Source organism: Kribbella hippodromi (assembly GCF_039531045.1).
In the GTDB taxonomy this organism is placed as follows: Bacteria; Actinomycetota; Actinomycetes; order Propionibacteriales; family Kribbellaceae; genus Kribbella; species Kribbella hippodromi.
In genome coordinates, this window is the sequence record NZ_BAAAPH010000021.1 from 74,944 (window position 1) to 94,374 (window position 19,431).

The window sequence follows — 19,431 nt, forward strand, 5'->3', positions numbered from 1 at the left end:
CGTTGCCTGCATCATGGCCCTGAAAATCGCTTCCCGCTTCCGCCGGCTGCTGCAGCGCCCCGGCTCGATCGATCTCGGCCCGTACGAGCGGCTCACCCAGCTGGTCGGCGAGGCGGAGGAATCCGTCCAGTCCCTGAGCGACGAAGAGCTCACCGAGGCGGTCGCGGAGCTGCGCACCACCGGCGGCCTGCACGAGGACGAGCAGATCGAGTTCCTCGCGCTCGCCCGGGACGCTGGCAAGCGGGCCATCGGCGAGCGGGCGTTCGACGGCCAGGTCGTCGGTGCGCTGGCGATGCTGCAGGGCCGGATCGTCGAGATGGCGACCGGTGAGGGCAAGACGCTGGCCGGTGCGATCGCCGCCGCCGGGTACGCCGTCGGTGGCCGCAAGGTGCACGTACTCGCGGTGAACGACTACCTCGCCAAGCGCGACGCCGAGTGGATGGGCCCGGTGTACGAGCTGCTCGGCGTCACGGTCGGCCATGTCGGCCAGGCGTCGACGCCGGAAGAGCGGCGCACCGCGTACCAGGCCGACGTCTGCTACGTAGCGGTGAACGAGATCGGCTTCGACGTGCTCCGGGACCGGCTCGTCACGGATGTGGCCGACCGGGTCACCGTGGAAGCCGACGTGGCGCTGGTCGACGAAGCGGATTCGGTGCTCATCGACGAGGCCCGCGTCCCGATGGTGCTCGCCGGTGCGACCCGGTCCGAGGCGCTCGATGACGACGTGGTGCAGCTGGTGCGTACGCTCCGGGCCGGCGTCGACTACGAGATCGACGGCGACGGGCGCACCGTCGCACTGACCGACAAGGGCACCGACAAGGTCGAGGCGGCGCTCGACGGGATCAACCTGTACGACGACGAGAACCTGGACCGCCTCACTCAGGTCAACGTCGCGCTGCACGCCGAGGTGCTGCTGCGCAAGGACGTCGACTACCTGGTCCGCGACGGCAAGGTCAGCCTGATCAACAACAACCGCGGCCGGGTCGCCAAGCTGCAGCGCTGGCCGGACGGTCTGCAGGCCGCGGTCGAGGCGAAGGAAGCGGTTCCGGTCAGCGACTCCGGTGAGGTGCTGGACAGCATCACCGTGCAGGCGCTGATCAAGCGGTACAAGTCGCTGTGTGGCATGACCGGTACGGCAGTGGTGGTCGGTGAGTCGCTCGCGGAGTTCTACGAGGTCGATGTCGCGGTCGTGCCGCCGAACAAGCCGAACATCCGCAAGGACGACGAGGACCGGTTGTACCTGACCGTCGCGCAGAAGAACGAGGCGCTGGTCAAGCACATCGGTGTCGTCCACGAAACCGGCCGGCCGATCCTGATCGGTACACACAGTGTCGAGGAGTCGGAGCAGCTGAGCGATCTGCTGCAGGCGGCCGGGATCGAGCACGTGGTGCTGAACGCAAAGAACGATGCCGAAGAGGCGGCGATCATCGCGGAAGCCGGCGTACCCGGGACGGTGACCGTGTCGACGCAGATGGCCGGGCGTGGTACCGACATCCGGCTCGGCGGCAAGGACGAGACGCACGACAAGGAGAAGGCGCTCGAGCTCGGCGGGCTGTACGTGATCGGCACCGGTCTGCACGCTTCGCGGCGGCTCGACGACCAGCTCCGCGGTCGCGCCGGGCGGCAGGGTGACCCGGGCGGCTCGCTGTTCTTCGCGTCGCTCGCCGACGACCTGGTCACGCGGTACTCGGTGTCGTCCGGTCTGCGGCCGCATCCTGATGACACCGGGCGGCTGACCGACCGGAAGTCGATCGCGATGCTCGAGCATGCGCAGCGGGTGGCCGATGGCGCCAACGCCGAGCTGCACCGTACGACCTGGCAGTACAACCGGTTGACCGGGCAGCAGCGCGCGATTCTGCTCGAGACGCGCGAGAAGGTACTGACCGAGGATCTGGCCGCGACTGAGCTGGCCGAGCGGGCGAAGGAGCGGTACGACGAACTGGTCGACGAGGTCGGCGAGGACGTCGTCCAGAGCGCGGCGCGGCGGATCGCGCTCGGGCATCTGGATCGGCGGTGGACCGATCACCTCGCGTACCTGGCTGATCTGCGTGAGGGGATTCACCTCCGGTCGCTCGCCGGTGGGATCGTGCACTTGAAGCCGATCGACGAGTTCAACAAGTCGGCGATCGCTTCGTTCGAGACGCTGATCGAGGACGCCTGGAAGGACGCGGCCGAGACGTTCACGGACGCGGAGATCACCGCCGACGGTCTGGACGAGGAGGCCAGCGGGATTCCGCGGCCGACCGCGACCTGGACGTACCTGGTCAACGACAACCCCTTCGGCACCGAAGCCGACCGAATCCTCGGCCGCCTCCGGAACGCGATCAAGCCCGGCTCGGGAGCCGAGCCGGAGGAGATCCTCGCCGAGGAGTTCGACGAGGACGACCTCCCGGAAGAGCTCCGCGACGCGGACGACCTTCCCGAGGAACTGCGCGACGCGGACGAGAGCGGCTCCGGCGACGACGACCTTCCCGACGAGCTGCGCGACGCGGACGACAAGCCCAAGCGGTAGGGCCTGGGGATTCGACTTTGGTCTAGGGGTGCACGGCCGTCGGCCCGATGCCGGTCGGCGCCCGGTCGCGGGAGGCTCGGGGCATGCCTCGAACGAACCGTGGTCCCTGGTTGCTGATCGTCGACATCGGCGTACCGCTGGCGCTCTTCTACGGGCTCCGGGCACTCGGCGCGAGTGATCTGGTCGCACTGCTCGCCGGGATCATCCCGGGACTGATCAGTTCGGGGATCTCGCTGGTTCGCGAACGCCGTACCGATCTCGTCGGCATGGCCGTCATCCTCAGCATGGTGGGCAGTTCCGTGGTCGCGGTGATCGGCGGCGACGCGCGGTTGCTGCTCGTACGCAACGCCTGGATCAGCCTCCCGTTCGCCGGCATCACGTTGTGGTCACTGCGGCACCCGCGACCCATCTGCTACACCGTCACCCAAGCGATGATGCCGCGCCGGGCGGCCGTGATGGACGAGCTGTGGGAGACGAACCCCAGCTTCCGGCACGCGTGGAAGTGGATCACGATCTACTGGGGGATCGCGTCGATCGCGGATGCGGTCATCCGGGTCGTGCTGGCGTACACGCTGCCGATCTCGATCGTCCCCGCGACCGACCCGATCATCACGGTGCTGACCATCCTCGTACTGCAGATCCCGACCCAGGTGCTGCTCCGGCGAACCGGCACCTGGCACCAGGTCTTCGGCCCCCGCCGCCCAACCATGGCCTAGGGGTTGGCCCCTCGGGTGAAGGGTTGCCCCCTGAAAATCCGAGTGGTCAACCCTTCCGTTCAGGGGTCAACCCGCTTGGTTGCGGCGGGCGACTTTCCGGAAACAATCTGCCGCCGGGTTCCGCGAAGGTGCGGTTGGGCGCGGGTTCGTTAGTGTCGGTGGGGGTGGTTAGGCTGCTGGGGTGAGTGACGGGTTGTTCGATCTGCCGGGGGCGCCGGCGCCGTCCCGCGGTGGCGGGAGTCTGGCCGACATGGATCACACGGCGGCGCCGCTCGCCGTGCGGATGCGGCCGCGTGGGCTGGACGAGCTGGTCGGGCAGCAGCATCTGCTCGCGCCCGGGTCGCCGCTGCGTCGGCTGGTCGAGGGCGATCAGCCGATGTCGCTGCTGCTGTGGGGCCCGCCTGGGACGGGCAAGACGACGATCGCGGCCGTGGTTTCGCACCAGACGAACCGGAAGTTCGTCGAGCTGTCCGCGGTGACAGCGGGCGTGAAGGACGTACGCCAGGTGATCGACGGCGCCCGGCGTGATCTGGCGCGGGCAGCCGGACCGGTGGAGACCGTGCTGTTCATCGACGAGGTACACCGCTTCACGAAGGCACAGCAGGACGCGCTGCTGCCGGGCGTGGAGAACCGGTGGGTGACGCTGGTGGCCGCCACCACCGAGAACCCGTTCTTCTCGGTCATCTCACCGCTGTTGTCGCGCAGTTTGCTGCTCACGCTGGAGTCGCTCACCGACGACGACATCTCCAAGCTGCTGGACCGGGCGCTGGCCGACGAGCGCGGGCTGAACGACGAGTTCGTCCTCGCCGACGACGCCCGCGACCACCTCCTCCGAATGGCCGGCGGAGACGCCCGCCGAGCCCTCACCTACCTGGAAGCCGCCGCCGGCGGAGCTCGCGCCAAGCACGAGCAGACCCTGAAGTACAAGGAAGCAAGCGCCGCGGAGCCGAACAGCACGCCGCGCGGTGGGGGATCGGGAGCGGCAGCGCAGACCGCTGGAACGCAGACCGCTGGAACGTCGGCCGATGCACCGGCGATGGGCGACGTCCCGGGCGAGGGGGCGTCGTCCGGTCGGGTCCCGGGCGAGGTGGCGTCGTCCGGTCGGGTCCCGGGCGAGGCGGCGTCGCCCGGTCGGGTCTCGGGCGAGGCTGCGTCAGCGGGCGCGGCGCCGGGCGAGCGGGCGCAGGATGACGTGGCGCCGAGCGGCGATGTGCCGTCGGGCGAGGTGTCGTCGGGCGAGGTGTCGGCAGGAGTGACGCGGCACGGTGGCGGGGTGTCGCCCGGCGTCGGGCCCGATGGTGGAGCGTCCGAGCAGGCAGGGTTCGGTCAGGGAGCCTCTGACTCGGCGACGTCTGGTGGGGTGGGCCGTGCGGTTATTGACCTGGTGACGTTGGAGACGGCGGTCGATCGGGCGGCGGTGCGGTATGACCGGGCCGGGGATCAGCATTACGACGTGGCGTCGGCGTTGATCAAGTCGATTCGTGGGTCGGACGTGGACGCGGCGATGCACTACCTGGCGCGGATGATCGTGGCGGGGGAGGACCCGCGGTTCATCGCGCGGCGGCTGGTGATTTCGGCGAGTGAGGACATCGGGATGGGTGACCCGACCGCGCTCGGGGTGGCCGTCGCGGCGGCCGACGCGGTGCAGCTGATCGGGATGCCGGAAGCGCGGATCAACCTCGCGCAGGCGGTCGTCGCACTCGCCCTCGCCCCGAAGTCCAATGCGGTGATCACCGCCGTCGATGCCGCGATCGCGGACGTGAAAGCCGGCAAGGTCGGCCCCGTACCGCCGCATCTGCGGGACGCGCACTATGCGGGCGCCAAGAAGATCGGCCACGGCGCCACGTACCAGTACTCACATGACGATCCACGCGGCGTGCTCCCCCAGCAGTACGCCCCGGACGTCATCGACGGCACCGACTACTACACCCCCACCCGCCGCGGCGGCGAGTCCGCGTACGCCGACCGAGTCACCGCAATCCGCAAAATCCTCCGCGACCGCAAGTAGCCCAAACGCAGCCCGCCGGGCAAGGCAGCTGGGCTGGTTGTCGAGCGCGGGCCACACGCGTGGCCGGTGAGCGGGCGGTGCCGCCCGCGGCTGCGCTGGCCGCAGGTGCGCCCTGGTCCGGGGATATCCGTCTCTTGTGACCGATGTGTGGCGGGTGGCTGGGTTGTGGTGTGCGGGTGGACAGGACGTGTGGGTTGGGTGGGTAGTGCACTTGAGCGTGAAGGCGTCGGAGTGTACGGCGTCTCGGGGGTGCACTACCTGTCGAGCTGCCGATTGTCCGCTGTGCGGCCGACGACGGTCGCGGTTGCAGGTCGGTGCCTCGCAGCTCCCCTCCCGGTCACTGACCCACATATCAATCACAAGAGCGGGATCTCCTCTGCTGTTGTGGGTTCTCCACTCGTGTACCAGTGGAGAACCCACAACAGCGGTGGATATCCACCGGTGTGCGGCGGGCTTCGCGGTTGGTGGGGGCGGGGTTGGTGTTCGAAGGTCGGACAGGTTGGGGGTGCGTAGGTGGGGGAATCTGCTGGGTGGGGTGATTGAGGTGCCTGGGCGCGATCGTGTACGCGGGGCGTTTTCGCTGGTGGGGTGGGGGTTTTGGGCGCGGGGAGGTGTGGGTGAGTACTGGGTGGTTGGGGGTGGGTACTGACGGTGAGCTTCGGCTGCGGCGATCTGGTGGGTAGGGTGCTGCACGGCCTGGGGTGAAAGGTTTGGTTGTGAGGCAGCCTCGTCCACGGCATGTCCGGCGGCGCCCGTTGGTGCTGAAGTTGTGCGCTGGTACGGCAGGTGCGGTTCTGCTTGCTGGCGTTCTTTACCTGGTTCCGTTCGGTTCGCAGCAGGCGCGGGAGTCGGCGAGCACACCGCCGGTGAGCAGTACGTCCGGGCCGACGGCGGAGCGTACGGAAGGTACATCGCGATCCACCGCCCGCCCGTCCCTCCCGGTCGGCAAGCCCTTCAGCCAGTCACCAGGTGATTCCACCTCAACACCCACCGACAGCTGGCCCCCGCCGACAACAGCCCCCGGTGCGCCCGGCGACCGCTCCACCGGCGACCGCTCCACGCCCGGCGGCCGCTCCACATCCGGCGGCCGCTCCACATCCGGCGACCCGTCCACGCCCCGCGACCGCTCCACGCCCGGCGGCCCGTCCACGCTTGGCAACTCCGCTACTCGCGGCCCCGCTCAGCCGACCACGACCCCCGGCGGCCCGACCACCTCGGCCCCGACCCCACCCTGGAGCCCGACCCGCCCCGCGCCAACCACCCCCGCGCCCAGCCACACCTTCTTCCCCACCCCACCAACCACCCCCGCACCGAGCCCAAGCCCCACCCCAAGCCCGACACCCCAACCCACCACCCCGACCCAGCAACCAACCCAGCAACCGACCTCATCCCCAACCCAACCCCCGGCGCCCAGCCCGACCCCGAACTCCAGCACCACCCCCGCCCCCAGCCCAACCCCCAGCACCATCCCACCACCGGGATCACCGGGCTGACGGCAATGCGCTGAAAAGGCAGCTGGGAAGAGGTACCACCGGGTGCACAGCGAGCCGGGGTGTACTGCGCCGGCAGCTACTGCGCCGAGGACTGCTGCCCTGCCGGAGCCGCGCTACCGGAGCCGCGCTACCGGAGCTGGATGGTGCGGAGCTGCTGCGCCCCGGAGGTGCTACACCGGGAGCTGCTGCGCTGTGGGAGCTGCGCCGTCGACAGTTGCTGTGCTGACATCCGCTCCGCCGCCGGGAGCTGTTGGGCTGGCTGGAGTTGCACGGCCGGAGTTGGATGGTGGGGAGTTGCTGCGCTGCCGGCAGGTGCTACGACAGGAGCTGCTGCGCCGTCGACAGTTACTGCGCGTCGACAGTTGCTGTGCTGACATCTGCTTCGCCGCCGGGAGCTGTTGCGCTGGCTGGAGTTGCACGGTCGGGAGCTGCTGCGCTACCCGAGCTGCACGGCGGAAAGTTGCGCGGAGGGAGGGTGCGCGGCGGGAAGCTGCGGCTGGGGAACTGTTGTGCTGCCGGGGCTGATGTGTCAGGGGATGCGTCGGCGGGAGTTGTTCGGATGCGAGGTGGTTGCTGGGTGGAGAGGGGGGCGGATGCTCCTGTGTGGTGGTGGGTTATGTGGGGTGGTGTTGACTGGGTGGAGTGGTTTGGTGGGGGACTGTGATGTGCGGGATGGTGTCCTGGGGCTGGGTGGGATATGGGCGCGCGATAAGGTCGGGCGGTCCAGGAGGTCGCTAGCGGAAGGCGGATCGTTTTCATGAGCGTCGGTGAAGTCGCGGGGCTGATAGCTGCCTGCGCGCTGCTCATTCTGGTGGGTCTGCTGGCCTATCCGATCCTGAAGCTCGGCAAGGTGTTCGACGAGACCCGGATCATGGTGAAGGGTGTTTCGGACTCCAGCGTGCCGCTGCTCGGCGAGGTGACCACCACGGTCGCGACCACGAACGCCCAGCTGGCGAAGGTGGACACGATCACCGACAACGCGACCACGGTGACGACGAACGCGGCGGCGCTGATGTCGCTGTTCTCCGCGACCGCGGGCGGTCCGCTGGTGAAGGCGGCCGCGTTCACGTACGGGGTCCGGCGCGCGCTCGGTGAGCAGCAGCGCAAGGACGTGTCCCGGCGGGTCAAGGACGAGATGAAGGCCGAGCGGAAGGCACGGAAGCGGTGAAGCGGATCTTCTGGCTGATCATCGGGATCGCCGTCGGCGTGTACGCCGTCACCAGACTGAAGAAGAAGGCTCAGATCCTCGCTCCGGAGAGTGTCCAGGAGTCCACGGCCAAGCTGGCCGCGGCGGTCCGGCACTTCGGCGACCAGGTCCGTGAGGGCATGGCGGAGCGGGAGACCGAGCTCCGGGACGCGCTCGGCATCGAGCAGACCAACGATCGTGAGGACTACCGGTAACACCCATGGAAACCAGTGAGATCAGGCGGCGGTTCCTGCAGTTCTTCGAGGACCGCGGCCACACCGTGGTGCCGAGCGCGCCACTGCCGTCGCCGGACCCGAACCTGTTGTTCAACGTGGCCGGCATGGCCCAGTTCGTGCCGTACTTCGTCGGTCAGCAGACCCCGCCGTACCCGCGGGCGACCAGTGTGCAGAAATGCGTCCGGACGCTCGACATCGAAGAGGTCGGCAAGACCACCCGGCACGGCACGTTCTTCCAGATGAACGGCAACTTCTCCTTCGGCGATTATTTCAAGGAGAAGGCGATCGAGTACGCCTGGGAGCTGGTCACCAAGCCGCAGAATCAAGGCGGCTACGGCTTCGACGAGTCGGTCCTGTACGCGTCGGTGTACTACGAGGACGACGAGGCGATCGAGATCTGGAAGCGGGTCGCGGGGCTGCCCGACGACCGGATCGTCCGGCTCGGCATGAAGGACAACTTCTGGTCGATGGGCATCCCGGGTCCGTGCGGCCCGTGTTCGGAGATCCTGATCGACCGCGGCCCGGAGTTCGGCGCGGACCGGGACTGGGAGGCGGGCGACCGCTACCTGGAGTTCTGGAACCTGGTCTTCATGCAGAACATCCGCGGTGAGGGTGGCGGCAAGGAGGGCTACCCGATCCTCGGCGAGCTGCCGAAGAAGAACATCGACACCGGTCTCGGTCTGGAGCGGGTCGCGTACCTGCTGCAGGGCGTCGACAACATGTACGAGATCGACGAGATCTACCCGGTGATCGAGAAGGCGTCCGAGCTGAGCGGCCGCAAGTACGGTGCCGAGCAGGTCGACGACGTCCGGTTCCGGGTGATCGCGGACCACGTCCGCAGCGCGCTGATGCTGATCGGCGACGGCGTGACGCCGGGCAACGAGCAGGGAGGGTACGTACTGCGCCGGCTGCTCCGCCGGGCGATCCGTTCGATGCGGCTGCTGGGCTACGAGGACCCGAGCCTGGTGGAGCTGCTTCCGGTCAGCCTGGAGCAGATGAAGAAGTCGTACCCGGAGCTGGTCACCGACTTCGGCCGGATCAGCCAGGTCGCGTACGCGGAGGAGGAGGCGTTCCGCCGTACGTTGACGGCTGGTACGACCATCTTCGACGTGGCGGTCCGCGACACCAAGGCGTCCGGCGCGCACCAGCTGGAGGGCGCGAAGGCGTTCCAGCTGCACGACACGTACGGCTTCCCGATCGACCTGACCGTCGAGATGGCCGCCGAGCAGGGCCTGAACGTCGACACCGAGGGCTTCCGCGGCCTGATGAAGGAGCAGCGCGAGCGGGCCAAGGCGGACGCGCGCGCGAAGAAGGCCGGTCACGCGGACACCTCGGGCTACCGGGAGCTGCGCGAGAAGGGCGTCACCGAGTTCACCGGGTACCAGGAGCTGGCCAGCGACTCGCAGGTGCGCGGTCTGCTCCGGGACGGCGCGGTCGCGCAGTTCGCCGAGCAGGGCGAGACGGTCGAGGTCGTGCTCGAGAAGACGCCGTTCTACGCCGAGTCCGGTGGTCAGATCGCCGATGAGGGCGTGATCGTCGCCGACGGCGTGAAGCTGAAGGTGCTGGACGTGCAGCGCCCGGTCAAGGGCCTGATCGTGCACAAGGCCGAGATCCTCGAAGGCGTCCTGCGCCCGGGGCTGGACGTGCACGCCGCGGTGGATCACGAGTGGCGCGTCTCGGCCTGCCAAGCACATTCGGGTACGCACGTCGTACACGCCGCGCTTCGTCAGGTGCTCGGCCCGAACGCGCTGCAGAGCGGTTCGTACAACAAGCCCGGGTACCTGCGGCTCGACTTCGCCTGGTCGTCGGCGCTGGACCCGGCGACCCGGTCCGAGATCGAAGAGGTCGCCAACCTGGCCGTACGCCAGGACCTGCCGGTGTCCGCGCAGTACATGACGCTGCCGGAGGCCCGTGAGTGGGGCGCGCTGGCGCTGTTCGGTGAGACGTACGACGAGCAGGTGCGCGTGGTCGAGATCGGTGGACCATGGTCACGTGAGCTCTGTGGTGGTACGCACGTGAAGCACTCGTCGCAGGTCGGCGCGGTGACGGTGACCGGCGAGTCGTCGGTCGGCGCGGGCGTCCGCCGGATCGAGGCGTTCGTCGGCATGGAGGCGCTGCACTACCTCGGCCGCGAGCGGGCGCTGGTCCGGCTGCTGAGCGAGAACCTGAAGACCCGCCCGGAGGAGCTTCCGGCCAAGGTCGCGGACCTCGCCGAGCGGTTGCGTACGGCGGAGAAGGAGCTGGAGCGCGTCCGGGCGGCGCAGGTGCTGCAGGCCGCGGCCGAGCTGGCGAGCGCGCCGAAGGACGTGTTCGGCGTCCAGTACGTCGGGCACCGCGCGCCGGACGGCGTGAACGGCGGGGACCTGCGCAAGCTGGCGCTGGACGTCCGCGGCCGGATCCCGAACGACAAGCCGGCCGTGGTCGCGGTGCTGAGCGTGAACGACGGCAAGCCCGGCGTGGTGATCGCGCTCAACGACACCGCCCGCGAGTGGCGGCTGAAGGCCGGTGACCTGGTCCGGGTCGCGGCCGAGAAGCTCGGCGGCCGGGGCGGCGGCAAGGACGATGTCGCGCAGGGTGGCGGTACCGATCCGGCCGGTGCCGAGGCGGCGCTGGCGGCGGTCGAGCACGCCATCGGTCACCAGGTGACAGGCTAGATGAGACGTGGCGTGCGGATCGCGCTGGACATCGGGGACGCCCGGATCGGCGTCGCCAGCAGCGATCCGCACGGAATCCTGGCCACTCCGGTGGAGACGGTCCGGCGTGGACCGGGCGATCTGGATAGGATCGCGGCACTCGCCGCCGAACTGGAGGCGTTCGAGATCGTGGTCGGGCTGCCGCGTTCCCTGTCCGGGGGCGAGGGTCCGGCCGCGGTGAAGATCCGGGAGACGGCGGAACAGGTGCGGGCCAAGGTGCACGAAGGCAACGCGGCGACGACGGTGCGGCTGGTGGACGAACGGTTCACCACGGTCACCGCCGAACGGATGCTCCGGGAACGCGGTAAGAAGGGTTCCAAGCGGCGCGCGGTGGTCGACCAGGCCGCCGCCGTCGTGATCCTGCAGCATGCGCTCGACGTCGAGCGCGAGACCGGCAACCCGCCGGGGAGGCCCCTGTGAACGGACCATCGGTGGACTCGGACCTGAACGAAAGCGACGGCCTGGACGAGCGAGAAGGCAGCGACGGCAGTGACCTCGGCAGCGGCCTCGGGCTGCGCGCCGAGTCGCGGGTCGAGCGCCGCGCGAACCGGCGCCGGGCCCGGTCCCGGCGGGCCTTCGGCTGTTTCGCCGGCCTGGTGTCGCTAATCGTCGTCGGCGCCCTGGTGGCCGGCGCGGTGCTCGGCTTCGGCAAGGGCAAGGACGCGCTCGCGAACCTGTTCTCCGCGCCCGACTACAAGGGCGAGGGCACCGGCACGGTGACGGTGCAGATCACCGCCGGCCAGAGCGTCTCGTCGATCGCGGACACGCTGGAGAAGAAGGAAGTCGTGAAGAGCGCCCGCGCGTTCGAGCGGGTGGCCCGCGACGATCCGCGGTCGCTGCAGATCCAGGCCGCGACGTACACGCTGCGCCAGCACATGTCCGCGAAGGCAGCGCTGACGCTGATGCTGGACACGAGCAAATCGGTGCTGGTGATGCGGATCAGCTTCCCGGCCGGCAAGACCAAGGCCGAGATCGCGCAGATCCTGCAGAACTCGAAGCTGAAACTGCCGGCGAACGCGGCCTCGACCGCGCTGAACAATCCGGCCTCGCTCGGCCTGCCCGCGTACGCGAAGGGCAACCCGGAAGGTTTCCTCTACCCGGGGACGTACGACGTGCCGAAGGGCGCCAACGCGTACACGATGCTCAAGCTGCTGACCGCGAACTACGCCAAGAACGCCGCGTCGCTGGATCTGGTGAACACCGCGTCACGGAAGAAGCTCGACCCGTACCAGGCGGTGATCGTGGCCAGCATCATCGGCGCCGAGACCAACCGCCCGCAGGACTACGCGAAGGTCGCGCGGGTCATCTACAACCGGCTCCAGGCCGGGATGAAACTGCAGATGGACTCGACCATCCACTACGTGGTCGGCCGGGACGGTGGCGTGTTCACCACCCCGGAGCAGCGGCAGACGGACTCGCCGTACAACACGTACAAGTACAAGGGCCTGCCGCCGACGCCGATCAACTCGCCGACCCGGGACGAGTTGCGCGCGGCGATCAACCCGGCGGCGGGTTCCTGGCTGTACTTCACGCTGGTCAACCTGGACACCGGCGAGACCGCGTTCGCGAGCTCGGCCGCGGAGCATCAGGCGAACGTGAAGAAGCTGCAGACCTGGTGCCAGGCGCACAAGGGCCGGTGCTAGGTGACGCGGTGTGCGGTGCTCGGTTCGCCGATCGCGCATTCGCTGTCGCCGGCGATGCACCGGGCCGCGTACGCCGAGCTCGGGCTGGACTGGTCGTACGACGCGTACGAGGTCGAGGAGAACGAGCTGCGCGGTTTCGTCGCGTCGCTCGGTGCCGAGGTCCGCGGGCTTTCGCTGACGATGCCGTTGAAGCGCGTCGCGCTGGAGCTGGCTGACACGGTTGATCCGGTGGCGGAGCTGATCGGTGCCGCGAACACGATGCTGTTCGAGCCGGACGGCACACGGTCCGTACACAACACCGACGTCCCTGGGTTGGTGAACGCGTTCGCCGAGCGTGGGATCACCGCCGCGGAGAGTGCGGTCGTACTGGGCGGTGGCGCGACTGCCGCGTCGACGCTGGCCGCGCTGCGCGGGATGCAGGTCGCCGAGGTGACCGTTGTGGTGCGCGACGTGGCGAAAGCGGAGCGGTTACTCGACCTGGCCGCGGAGTTGGGACTCCGGACGTCGGTCGCGGACTTCAGCCAGGTCGAGCAGATCGGCGGTTTCGACCTGTGTGTTTCGACGTTGCCCGGTGGCGCGGTCGATCCGTGGGCGGAGCATTTCGCCGCTGTCGCGCCGGTGGTGTTCGACGTCGCGTACCACCCGTGGCCGACGCAGCTGGCGATCGCGGCGCACCGGATCGGTACAGAGCTGTTGAACGGACTTGACCTGCTCGTGCATCAGGCGACCCTCCAAGTGGAGATGATGACGGGTAGGTCGCCGGCTCCTCTGGCGGCCATGAGGGTGGCCGCGCGTGAGGAGTTGGGGGATCGTGAGTCTGCTTGACCGCCGTACCGTACTGAAGGCCGGAGGCGCCGCCGCCGCGGTGACACTGACCGGTTGCAAGGCCAAAGAGGACGCGGCAGGGGCCACCAGCCCGCCGCAGTTGACCAGCAGCATGACGTCCAGTTCGGGCAGCCCAGCCAGCTCGGCGGCGTCGGCCAGTGAGTCGGCGCCGACGCTCACCGCCGCGCCGAACTGGAACTCCTTCGCCCGTTCGCTGAAGGGCCGGCTCTACTTGCCGGCTTCATCCGGGTACGCGGCCGCGCACCAACTGTTCAACCCGCGCTGGGACAGCGTCCGGCCGGCCGCCGTGGTGAAGGCGGCGGATGCGGCCGACGTCCAGAAGGCGATCAACTTCGCCCGTGCCAACAAGCTGGTCCTGGTCCCGAAGAGCGGCGGTCATTCGTACGTCGGCGCGTCCACGATCGCGAACGGGATGCAGGTCGACGTCGGCGCGATCCGCGGCATGAGTTACTCGAACGGCATCCTCACCGTCGGCGCGGGCGCGCGGCTGTACGACGTACACGCCTTCCTGGACCGGTACGGTCGCTCGCTGCCGACCGGTACCTGCCCGACGGTCGGCGTCGCGGGCCTCACCCTCGGCGGCGGGATGGGTATCCACACGCGGACGTACGGGCTGACCTGTGACCGGGTCGTGTCGATGGGCGTCTTCACCGCGGACGGCCGGTCGCACAACGTCAGCGCGACCTCCGACCCGGAGCTGTTCTGGGCGTTGCGTGGTGGCGGGGGCGGCAATCTCGGCGTGGTGACGACGTTCCGGTTCGCCACCATTCCGGCGACGAAGCTCGGCTTCTTCCGGCTGACCTGGCCGGAGTCGCAGGCCGCGGCGGTGGTGCGGGGCTGGCAGAAGTTCGCGCAGAGCGCGCCGACGACCTCGTGGGGCAATCTGCATATCGATGCCAAGAGCAACGGTACGTTGTCGATCCACGTGCTTGGTGTCTCGACCACCGGCAACGCGTCGGCCGCGGCGGCGCAGCTCGAGTCGTTCGTCGGCGCGAAGGCCTCGGCACGAACGATCACGGTGAAGTCGCATATGGAAGCGGTGAAGTACCTCGGCGGCGGCACGACCAGTCCGCGGACCGGGTTCCTCGCCGGCTCTGACGTACTCAAGGGCCCGATGGATGCCGCGACGATCACCGCGCTGCTCGGTGCGGTGAAGGCGGCGGCGCGGGCGAAGACGCCGGCGTCGGCGATCCTCGACCCGCTCGGCGGACAGGCCGCGAAACAGCCGGCGGGCGGTTCGTCGTGGCCGTGGCGGAGTGCTCTCGGCGTGGTGCAGTGGTACTCGTCGGCGCAGGGCACGACCGCGCAGACCTTCATCGCGAACGGGCATCGAGCGGTCCGCGCGGCGTCGGCGGGCGCGTACGTGAACTATCTCGAAGCCGGCCGCGCGGTCACGTCGTACTACGGCGCCAGCTCCGCGAAGCTCGCCGCCACGAAGAAGAAGTACGACCCAACCAACTTCTTCCACACCCCGTACACCTTTGCGTAGCTAGTCTTCGGCCCGTGAGGCTTTGGCGAGTGGTCGCGGGTGTGCTGGCAGCTGGATTGGTGGCGGCTGGGGTGACGCCCGCGTGGGCGTGTGCTTGCGGTGGGTTCCTGCCGGACGTGGAGTCGCGGGCCAGGGCGTACGGCGAGAACGCGCTGGTTGAGCACTCCGGCGGGACCGAGCGGATCACGCTGTCGATGGCGGTCAACGGTTCCGCGAAGAAGGCGGCCTGGATCATGCCGGTGCCTGCCGCCGCGAAGGTCGAGTTGGGGGACGGCGATCTGTTCTACCGGCTGGACCGGATGACCCGGCCGAAGATCGTGCACCGGACGACGTACTGGCCGTTCCGCAACCTCGGGATCATGGGCTCCGGCCGCAACACGGCAGGAGCGCCGGCGCCCGGCGCCGGGGTGAACGTTCGGCAGGAGATGCTGCTCGGGCCGTTCGCGGTGGCCAGGCTGGACGGGTCGAGCGGGACCGCAGTGACGAATTGGCTGCGGACGAACGGGTACGTCGTGCCGCCGACGCTCGCGGCGAACCTGACTCCGTACCTGACCGAGAAGTGGGAGATCGTCGCGGTCAAACTGGCCCCGAGACAGGACGGTGAGCCCCTGACCGGGGCGACCCCGCCGCTGCGGCTGACGTTCGCGTCGGACCGGATCGTGTACCCGATGAGGCTGAGCAAAGGCGCCACGACCTCCCAGCGCGTGACGGTGTACGTCGCCACCGAGCACCGGGTCGACGCCACGAAGCTCCCGGACCCGGCGGTCCAGCCGGAGCTGCTGTTCGCCGGCCGGGTGCAGGACCAGGCGCTGCCGAAGCCGGCTGACTACCTGACGGCCTACACGGTCAACTACTCCGATCCGGGGCGGATCACCGACGACTTCACCTTCGCACCCGCGGCGAACGATGACGCGTACCAGCGGGTGCACGTCATCACCCGGAACGAGGGCCTCTGGAGCACGATCGGCGTAGTCTTCGGCGGTCTCCTGCTGATCGGCGGCGGCGCGGCGCTGCTGGCCAGACGCCAGGTCCGCCGAGCGGCGCGACGTGCGGAGTCCTGACATCGTCTAGGCTCCTGGGTCGTGCCGGACAACGGGTTGCTTGCTGCGGGGATCGGGGTGGTCGGCTGCGGTTCCGTCGCGGCTGTGCTCGGGCCGTGGCTGCTGCGGCGGATTCCGGAGCCGGTGCTGGACGAGGGCGAGACGAAAGTCCCGTACGCGTCGCTGGCCGGGCGACGCGGAGCGATCTGGTGTGGCGTACTGGCGGCCGCGTCCGGCGGACTGCTCGGTTGGTTGCTCGGACTCGACGCGGTACTGCCGACGTGGCTGATGCTGGCGGTCGCCGGTGCGATCCTCGGGTACATCGACGCGCGGACGCGGTTCCTGCCGTCGGCGATCATCTGGCCCACGTACTTGGTGGTCGTGCTCGGCCTGGTCGGTGCGGCGCTGGCGACGGGGGAGTGGGGCTCGTTGCGGCGCGCGGCGATCGCCGGCGTGATCGGGTTCGTGGTGTTCTACGTGCTGTGGTTCGCGTTTCCGCGCGGCGTCGGGTTCGGCGACGTACGCCTGTCGGGTGTCCTCGGCCTGGCGCTCGGCTGGCTCGGCTGGGGTCAGTTCGCGTCCGGTCTGTACGGCGGGTTCTTCTTCGGCGCGGTCGTCGGCATCGTACTGATCGTCACGCGGGTGATGACGCGCAAGCAGATGGTCCCGTTCGGGCCGTTCATGCTGGTCGGCGCGCTGGCCGGCGTACTGCTCGGGGCTCCGTTGGAGCGGTTGTACGCCGGATAGCTGATCCACACACTCAGCCAGATGGTTGATGTGCGAGCACGGCCGGGCTTCCTAGGGTCGAAGCATTCGAACTCTCGGGAGGGAATCTCAATGCCAGTAAGCCGTCGTGGTCTGTTGGCCGGAACCGCGGTCGCCGGTGCGGCCCTCGCTGTACCAGGCACCGCTTCCGCCGCCTCGCCCAGCTCCGGCCCAGGAATCGGCCCGGGAATCAGCGACAAGATTCTGCCGGACGATGCGCGGTATCAGGACCTGGTCCTGCGCGGAACGAACCGCCGCTTCGTCGGCACCCCGCAGTACGCACGGGTGATCCGCTCGACCGCGGACGCCGTCGCGGCCGTGCAGGAGGCGGTACGCAGCGGTAAGCGCATCGCGGTCCGTGGGGGCGGGCACTGCTTCGAGGACTTCGTGGACAGCAGCGACATCGAGGTGCTGCTGGACATGTCGACGTTCGACGCGGTGACCTGGGACCAGCAGTACCGGGCGTTCTCGATCGGCGCGGGCGCGGTTCTGGAGACCGTGTACAAGGATCTGTTCTACGGCTGGGGCGTGACCGTGCCCGCCGGCGGCTGCCTCGGTGTCGGCGTCGGCGGTCACTTCAGCGGTGGTGGGTACGGGCCGCTGTCCCGCAAGTTCGGCTCGGTCGTCGACCATCTGTACGGTGTGGAGATCGTGGTCGTCGACGCGCGCGGCCGGGCCCGCTCGGTGGTGGCGACCCGCGACAACGCGCACAGCGACCTGTGGTGGGCGCACACCGGCGGCGGAGGCGGCAACTTCGGCGTCGTCACCCGGTACCTGATGCGCTCCGCCGGACCGTCCGGCCGGACGCCGGCCGAATCGTTGCCCAAGGCACCGGCCGCGCTGCGGTCGACGGTCCTGGTGTACGACTGGAAGACCACCACCCAGGCCGGATTCACCCGGATCGTCCGCAACTGGTTCGACTTCTACGAGCAGCACAACACGGCCGACTCGCCGTACGCGACGCTCTATGCGCCGTTCATCCTCGCTCACACCAGTGCCGGGGGTTTCCTGCTCTCGGCCCAGCTCGACGCGGCCGCGCCGGATTCGGCTGGTCTGATGGACGCGTTCAACACGGCGATGATGGCCGGCGTACCGGACCCGAAGCCGCAGGTTCTCGACCAGGGGGTCGGGCCGTTCCTGCACCTGACGATGCAGCGATCGATCGAGGACACACCGAACCCGCAGCGGGGGAAGTACAAGGCCGGATACCTGCGAAAGGGGTACTCCGACCAGCAGATCCAGGCGATCTACCGTGGGCTGACCGACAGCGCGTACAAAGGCAAGGGATCGTCCCTGCTGCTGGTGCCGTACGGCGGCAAGGTGAACACCGTCCCGTCGAACGCGACCGCCTCCGCGCAGCGGAACGTGATGGCGAAGATGGTGCTCGCGGCCGGGTGGGACGACGCCGGCGAGGACAAGATGCACGTCGACTGGCTGCGCAAGGTGTACGAGGAGATCTACAAGGACACCGGCGGCGTACCCGTACCGAATGCGGTGAACGCGGGGTCGTACATCAACTACCCGGATGTGGATCTGGCGGACCCGGCGCACAACAAGTCGGGTGTTCCGTGGCACGACCTGTACTACTTGGGCAACTACCCGCGGCTGCAGCAGGTCAAGGCGAAGTGGGACCCGCGGAACGTGTTCAAGCACAAGCTCTCGATCGAGCCGCGGTGACTCACCAGCCCGGGTAGCGGGTGGTCCATGCGGTGAACGGACCCCAGTCGCCGTGCAGGCGAGCGCCCTCGGTGAACTCCAGCGCGAAGTCGTCGGCGAGCTGGAGGATGGCCGGCCGGCCTTCGACGGTGAAGACGAGCTCCGCGGGGAGAGCCGTCTCACCGTGCAGGGTGCCGAGCAGGTTCCCGCAGATCGCGCCGGTCGAGTCGCTGTCGCCGGAGTGCGTGACGGCCAGCGCCAGTGCGTCCAGGAACTGGCCGGGTTCCGGGTACGCGAGGGCCGCGTAGACCGCGATGGCGAGCGCCTCTTCGGCGATCCAGCCGCCGCCGAGGCGCTCGACGGTGACCGGGTTGGCGGGCGCGGTCGCGGCCAGGTGCCGGGCGAAGGTGAGCGCCGCGCTGGTCTCGTCGTGGCCGTCGTGCTGGACGAGGATGCTGATGGCTCGGGTCAGCGCCTCGTCCAGGCCGGCGCCGGCGCAGAGCTCGTGGACGATCGCGGCGAGGGCGCCGGCGGCGAGTTTGCCGGTCGGGTGCCCGTGCGTGTACCCGGCGGCGGCCGCGGCCGAGTCGAACACCCACTCGGTCGGGTAGACGGCCGGGAGCAGGCCGAACGGCGCGACCCGCATGACGCCGCCGCAGCCCTTCGAGTCGTTCACCGCCGGTGCACCGAACTGCGGAATCCGGTCGCCGCCTTTGCGTGCCTCGGTCAGTGCGTGCAGGCAGGTGTTGCCGGGGGCGCGACGGGCGTACAGCCAGTGCTCACCCTGCAGCCAGCCGTCCCGCTCGCCGCTCGGGCCGGACATGGTCTGGGTGTCCAGCCACCGGTCGTACGCGTGCTGGACGACCGCGACCGTGAAACCGAGCCCACGGTCGGTCCGTACGCTCGCTCGGATCAGCCCTTCGGCCGTGAACAGCGTCATCTGCGTGTCATCGGTGATCGTCCCCGGCGGCCAGCCGGCGCCACCGTCCACGAAGGTCCGGACCAGCTCCGGGTGCTTCGCCAGGATCGACCGGCTGTCCTCGAACTCGACCGGCCCACCCAGCGCGTCCCCGATCGCCCCACCCAGCAGACACCCCCGCACCCGCGCCCGCCACGTCTCCTCGTCCTGCCGCTTCATGCCAGGACCC

The 19,431-nt window shown here is 69.2% G+C and carries 15 protein-coding genes; 13 read left to right on the forward strand and 2 right to left on the reverse strand.

Annotation, left to right across the window (positions count from 1 at the left end; genetic code table 11):
* The first annotated feature begins 13 nt into the window (after positions 1 to 13).
* The 3 genes from secA2 to ABD260_RS28300 all read left to right on the forward strand — a co-directional run bounded on the left by secA2 (position 14) and on the right by ABD260_RS28300 (position 5,236).
* Positions 14 to 2,512: an accessory Sec system translocase SecA2 gene (secA2, locus tag ABD260_RS28290; RefSeq protein WP_344238210.1), complete on the forward strand. Its 2,499-nt coding sequence runs from the start codon at positions 14 to 16 to the stop codon at positions 2,510 to 2,512.
* An 83-nt stretch (positions 2,513 to 2,595) separates the two neighbouring features.
* Positions 2,596 to 3,228 (forward strand): VC0807 family protein, encoded by a 633-nt coding sequence (locus tag ABD260_RS28295; RefSeq protein WP_344238212.1) that lies wholly within the window; start codon positions 2,596 to 2,598, stop codon positions 3,226 to 3,228.
* A 181-nt stretch (positions 3,229 to 3,409) separates the two neighbouring features.
* Positions 3,410 to 5,236: a replication-associated recombination protein A gene (locus ABD260_RS28300; protein WP_344238214.1), complete on the forward strand. Its 1,827-nt coding sequence runs from the start codon at positions 3,410 to 3,412 to the stop codon at positions 5,234 to 5,236.
* A gap of 811 nt (positions 5,237 to 6,047) precedes the next feature.
* Here the strand turns inward: ABD260_RS28300 and ABD260_RS28305 are convergent.
* The gene (locus ABD260_RS28305; RefSeq protein WP_344238216.1) at positions 6,048 to 6,386 is read right to left on the reverse strand and encodes a hypothetical protein; all 339 of its coding nucleotides are present in this window, start codon (positions 6,384 to 6,386) and stop codon (positions 6,048 to 6,050) included.
* Positions 6,387 to 7,486: 1,100 nt separating this feature from the next.
* Here ABD260_RS28305 and ABD260_RS28310 point away from each other — a divergent pair.
* The 10 genes from ABD260_RS28310 (at position 7,487) to ABD260_RS28355 (ending at position 18,304) form a co-directional block, all read left to right on the forward strand.
* Positions 7,487 to 7,897 (forward strand): DUF948 domain-containing protein, encoded by a 411-nt coding sequence (locus ABD260_RS28310; RefSeq protein ID WP_184831693.1) that lies wholly within the window; start codon positions 7,487 to 7,489, stop codon positions 7,895 to 7,897.
* Positions 7,894 to 8,130, forward strand: coding sequence for a DUF6167 family protein (locus ABD260_RS28315; protein WP_344238219.1), 237 nt, complete (start codon positions 7,894 to 7,896; stop codon positions 8,128 to 8,130). The genes ABD260_RS28310 and ABD260_RS28315 overlap by 4 nt, the downstream gene beginning before the upstream one ends.
* A gap of 5 nt (positions 8,131 to 8,135) precedes the next feature.
* Positions 8,136 to 10,805 carry an alanine--tRNA ligase gene (alaS, locus tag ABD260_RS28320; RefSeq protein WP_344238221.1) on the forward strand — a complete coding sequence of 890 codons (2,670 nt, stop codon included), beginning with the start codon at positions 8,136 to 8,138 and terminating at the stop codon, positions 10,803 to 10,805.
* Positions 10,806 to 11,264: a Holliday junction resolvase RuvX gene (gene ruvX / locus ABD260_RS28325; protein WP_184831700.1), complete on the forward strand. Its 459-nt coding sequence runs from the start codon at positions 10,806 to 10,808 to the stop codon at positions 11,262 to 11,264. It abuts the gene before it with no gap.
* Positions 11,261 to 12,487 carry an endolytic transglycosylase MltG gene (gene mltG / locus ABD260_RS28330; RefSeq protein ID WP_344238223.1) on the forward strand — a complete coding sequence of 409 codons (1,227 nt, stop codon included), beginning with the start codon at positions 11,261 to 11,263 and terminating at the stop codon, positions 12,485 to 12,487. Before ruvX ends, mltG begins: the two co-directional genes overlap by 4 nt.
* Positions 12,488 to 13,312: a shikimate dehydrogenase gene (locus ABD260_RS28335; protein ID WP_344238225.1), complete on the forward strand. Its 825-nt coding sequence runs from the start codon at positions 12,488 to 12,490 to the stop codon at positions 13,310 to 13,312. It abuts the gene before it with no gap.
* On the forward strand, positions 13,299 to 14,822 hold the full coding sequence (locus tag ABD260_RS28340) for an FAD-dependent oxidoreductase (protein WP_344238227.1): 1,524 nt from the start codon (positions 13,299 to 13,301) through the stop codon (positions 14,820 to 14,822). The genes ABD260_RS28335 and ABD260_RS28340 overlap by 14 nt, the downstream gene beginning before the upstream one ends.
* A gap of 14 nt (positions 14,823 to 14,836) precedes the next feature.
* Entirely contained in the window at positions 14,837 to 15,883 is a 1,047-nt protein-coding gene (locus tag ABD260_RS28345) for a DUF2330 domain-containing protein (RefSeq protein ID WP_344238229.1), read from the forward strand.
* A gap of 21 nt (positions 15,884 to 15,904) precedes the next feature.
* Positions 15,905 to 16,609, forward strand: a complete 705-nt coding sequence (locus ABD260_RS28350) for a prepilin peptidase (protein WP_344238231.1) — start codon at positions 15,905 to 15,907, stop codon at positions 16,607 to 16,609.
* Between the two features lie 90 nt (positions 16,610 to 16,699).
* Positions 16,700 to 18,304, forward strand: coding sequence for a BBE domain-containing protein (locus ABD260_RS28355; RefSeq protein WP_344238233.1), 1,605 nt, complete (start codon positions 16,700 to 16,702; stop codon positions 18,302 to 18,304).
* 1 nt (position 18,305) lies between these two features.
* On the opposite strand, the gene ABD260_RS28360 is transcribed toward ABD260_RS28355, so the two are convergent.
* On the reverse strand, positions 18,306 to 19,421 hold the full coding sequence (locus ABD260_RS28360; protein WP_344238235.1) for an ADP-ribosylglycohydrolase family protein: 1,116 nt from the start codon (positions 19,419 to 19,421) through the stop codon (positions 18,306 to 18,308).
* Positions 19,422 to 19,431: the final 10 nt, after the last annotated feature.